At 55.4% G+C, this 3,425-nt stretch carries 2 protein-coding genes; both read right to left on the minus strand.

What is annotated here, in order from left to right; translation table 11 throughout:
• Positions 1-511: 511 nt before the first annotated feature.
• Positions 512-2,833 (minus strand): sel1 repeat family protein, encoded by a 2,322-nt coding sequence (locus HQL56_18955; GenBank protein ID MBF0311596.1) that lies wholly within the window; start codon positions 2,831-2,833, stop codon positions 512-514.
• Between the two features lie 65 nt (positions 2,834-2,898).
• Positions 2,899-3,425, minus strand: a 527-nt coding sequence (locus HQL56_18960) for a hypothetical protein (protein ID MBF0311597.1), incomplete at its 5' end; no start/stop codon positions are given.

The following is a 3,425-nucleotide window of genomic DNA, read 5'->3' on the forward strand; positions in this document are numbered from 1 at the left end:
CAGATACTTCTGCAAGATGCAAGACGACCCGATTGCCGTCGATCAGGCCATTATAGGAAAAAGAAAAAGAGCTGATAACGCGCGAAAGTTCACAAAACGGAAGAAACAGGCGTAAAATGACCACTTTTCGAGAAATATTTTTTGCATCCGACAGAAACTTCACTTGACAAAGGCGTTGGATTTGGCGGAAGGAAGCGATGAGCGATTCGGAGGTGGGATATTCCCGTGGCAAAACGTGCGGAAATGGGGACTGGCTATTTTGATTTTCAATATGTTATCTTTTAGAAATCAAAAAAAGAATATATTCTATCCATTGACGCTCTGTTTATCTATTATAGATTTTAATTGAATATTTTTACAATATTATTTTCATATATAATGCAAAAAAGTCAAAACATTTTCTTTTTTTTAATTTTTAAAGGATAACATATTGAAAGTCAACAGATTAAAGACACGTCTCAGGGTGCTGCCCAGAAGAATGTCGGGGGGAGATAATCCCACCGTATGACTTTCAGGGCTTGGTGAAATTCCTGGTCTGGTCCCACTCCAACCAGTATTTGTCCGGAGTTTTGGAGTACCAACACGCCTCCAGCGGCGTCCTCTCGCGTGCCGCATCGAACTCCTGCCGGGCCAGCAGAGCCGCCAGTTGCCCGGCCTCCTCATCTCCCGTGGCAGCCGCCTGCTCGTACCACCGCCGCGCCGCCTGCGTGTCGATGTCCACGATATAACCCAACAAATAGAGATGGCCCAACCGCTTCAGGGCCGCCCCTTGCCCCAGTCGCGCCGCCCGCTTCTGCCAGACCAGCCCCAGACGGTGCAGTGCATGGTGATCCGGTTTCAGAAGCTGACTGCCGAACTCACTGTAAAATTCGGCCAGTGAATCGGGAGAGGCTGCCTCTTGCAGAATGGGCAGGGTCTGGGCATTCGGTTCTTCGGGCAGAGGCACCCCCTCCGGGGTCAATTCCGCTGCTATCGCCTGCAAAACCGGGTTCGGCTCCTGGTTCCGTTTTGCCCTCTCTTCCAACAACTGGCGGACCTTTGCCAGATGCTGGGCCGTCAGGGGAGTGGCATGAATCAACGTTTGGGCCAGAAATTCCGCCGCGTAGAGAGATCCGGCCTCGACCAGCGGGCGCAACAGCGGTTCAAGGCGTTGCAGCGGGATTTCCCCTTTCATTTCGATCAACAAGTGAAACGCCAGCATCGCTCGCGCCGCCTGCACCCCTTCGTCGGCCAACGACTCCAGCAGGGAGACGGCCTCGGCGACGGCCTCTTTCTGCCCGGAATGATGCACCAGCCGATGGATTGCCAGCAGGTAGCGCCCGTAAGTTGAACCCGAGCGGGCCGCCTTTTCCAACCAGGCATGGGCTGCCGTCTCGTCTCGGGTTTCACCCCGGTCCAGCTCACTGCCGAGAAGCACCATCGCGGCCACGAAGCCCCCCTCCGCAGCCCGCTTCATCCAGGAACGGGCCGTTTCGTTCGGTGCGCCCTGCTCGTCGATGCCCCGCAACGCCAGTTGCCACATGGCCAGGGTGTCGCCCTTTTCGGCGGCGGTTCGCAAACTCTCCGCATCGGGCAAAACGGCCTCGGAATCGGCTTTCGCCGTACTCTTCCGATTCCACGGCTCCACCGGAAGCCGGACAAAAATCCCGTCCCAATCGCCTTGAACCAGCAGGCGGGCGCGTTCATGCGCCTCTTGAATACGGGGCGCAGCCTGAAGATAACCGCCCGCCACCGTCCACGGGGAATAGGTTTCCGACAGGCCGAACAGGCCCAGGTCGGCACTCAACAACTGCGCTTCGGGATATCGATCCGCCACCAGCTCATCCAACAGATCCGGGGCACTGCGCATCAAATAGGGAATGCGGGAATTGAAAGCGAACTGAATAACCGCAAAAAGGGCTCCGTCGGCCAGCTTGCGATCCTCTATTTTTCGGAACCAGTGGCGGGTTTGCCGCATCGCCTCGGGGGGATCATCCAGATGAATAACCCCGGACAGAGAGAGCATCATGGCGCGGGCGAAGTCGCTCATCTCCTCGCCGGGCCGGGTGAGCCAATAAGCCACCTTCTGCCGGTTGGCTTTCTCAAAAACCAGAGGTTCCGTTCCATAAGCCCGGCCCACAATCTCACAGGCTTCGGAAACTCCCCTTTCCGCCAGTGGCAAGGCCCATTCGATGGCGCGTTGCGGGTCCACCGGACTGCCGTACAGACCCTTCACGGCCCTTTCCGCCAGAATCAATCGGGCCTTGTCGGATCCTTTGGCCACCAGCACTTCCAGTTCCGCCACGGCCCAGGGGATATCCTGTTCCCCCAGTTCCCCGGTGAGAAGATGATAGGCATGGATGCGCCGCAAGGGGATCGAGCCCTGCTCTGCGGCTTTTTTGATCCAGAAGAGTGCCTCCCTTTTATCGACAGGCAGGTACTCGCCCGAGACAAGCTCTTTGTAAAGCCGGAACTGCGCGGCAATACTCCCGGCCTCGGCCCCTTTTCGCAGCCAATGCAGATAGAGACGGATCTCCTTTTCCACACCTTTGCCCTCTTTATGGGCATCCGCCAACATTCTCATGGCCATCCCGTTGCCCTGGTCAATGGCTTTGTGGAGCCAGAGCAACCCCTCCGAGGCGTTTTGTTCCGTCCCCTCGCCAAGTAACAGATTTTCTCCATAATGCGCCTGGGCATCGGCAATGCCCTGTCGCGCCAGGGTTTCATAGAGCTGCATCGACTGAACGCGCTCTTCCGGGCTCCCCTGACTGAGCTTTTCGGCCTTGTCCAACTCCTCTTGAATATCCGCCGCGCCGAGCAGAAACAGGAAAAGCAATGGATAGAGTCGCTTCATACTGCCTCCTGATTGAAAAGGGGCGGCCTGTCAGGAACAGACCACCCCGGTATTTCCGGCTTCTCCTATTTTCCCTTTTGCTGTTCTTCTAACTTCTTTTTATCCCGAGCATCGATATGATCCGTCGATCTTTCGGTTCCTTGACGAAGGCAACTCTCTGTTTGACAGTTTTCAAAGGCGTCATGTCCTAAATTTTTTCCTAAGCCTTCTTTTGTAATATGAAAAGTATCATCAAGCCATCCTAGAATCCCACGACCGACTTTGATAACTCCTTTGACTACAGGTGAAGCCCTGGAGGCCAAAACATCAATTCCAGTATTCCATTCTTTTAACTTTTCCTCTCTCCATTCATCCGATCCTCTCTCGGGTCTACTTTCCGGATTTTCCGCCGCCGCCATCATCGTGTTGGGGAAGCCGTTCGTTGGTATTTGCCCCGTCATTCCCTTCAAAAGATTACCAATGCCGGCGAGGCTGCCTCCGCGAGCCATCGGTTCCAGGATGGAGAGATCCCAGTCCGGGTGTTGCCGACCGATATCCTGCAGGGCCAGGCGGTTCAGACCGCGTTGCAGTTCGGGGCTCTCCCACAAATCGT

The organism is Magnetococcales bacterium (assembly GCA_015231925.1).
Classification (GTDB): Bacteria; Pseudomonadota; Magnetococcia; order Magnetococcales; family JADGAQ01; genus JADGAQ01.